At 75.6% G+C, this 602-nt stretch carries 1 protein-coding gene; it reads right to left on the minus strand.

Annotation, left to right across the window (positions count from 1 at the left end; translation table 11 throughout):
- Positions 1-602 (minus strand): ABC transporter transmembrane domain-containing protein (locus tag LPA27_RS19170; RefSeq protein ID WP_228943581.1); only part of this gene is annotated, 602 nt, incomplete at both ends.

Consider the following 602-nt stretch of genomic DNA (forward strand, 5'->3'; position numbering starts at 1 on the left):
CGCGACGTGCAGGTCGAGCCCGCTGACGGCGTCGCGTGCTGCGCCGGGGTAGCGCACGGTCACGGCGCTCAGGTCCACGGCGCCCCGGCCGCCGGGCAGCGCGGTGGCCCCCGCCCGGTCTCCCGCGCGGGGCTCGTCGAGCAGCTCCACGAGGCGCTCGACGCCGGCGGTGGCCGAGAAGAGCGACGGCACCAGGTCGCTGAGGTCGCGCACCGGGCGGTAGCACTGCATGAGCAGGGTGAGGAAGGCCAGCAGCCCGCCGAGGGTGAGGCGGTCGGTGGAGAGCGCCCAGACCCCGAGGGTCACCACGAGCAGCACCCCGACCAGCTCGGCCAGGTCGACGAGCGGCAGGAAGAGGCCCCGCACACGGCTGCCGGCCAGCTCGGCCGCGGCGATCGCGCGGTTCTGCCGGTCGTAGTCGGCGACGGCCTCGCGCTCGCGGCCGTAGGTCTGCACGAGCGTGGCGTTGGCCAGGCTCTCCTCGGTGATGCTCGACAGCGAGCCGCCGCGGCGGCGGCGCTCGCGCGAGACGTCGCGGGTGAAGCGGGCGAAGTGGCTGGAGACCCACCAGAAGACGGGCACGACCACGAGCGAGGCGAGCG

It is taken from the genome of Nocardioides sp. Leaf374, from assembly GCF_916862475.1.
Taxonomy (GTDB): domain Bacteria; phylum Actinomycetota; class Actinomycetes; order Propionibacteriales; family Nocardioidaceae; genus Nocardioides; species Nocardioides kribbensis.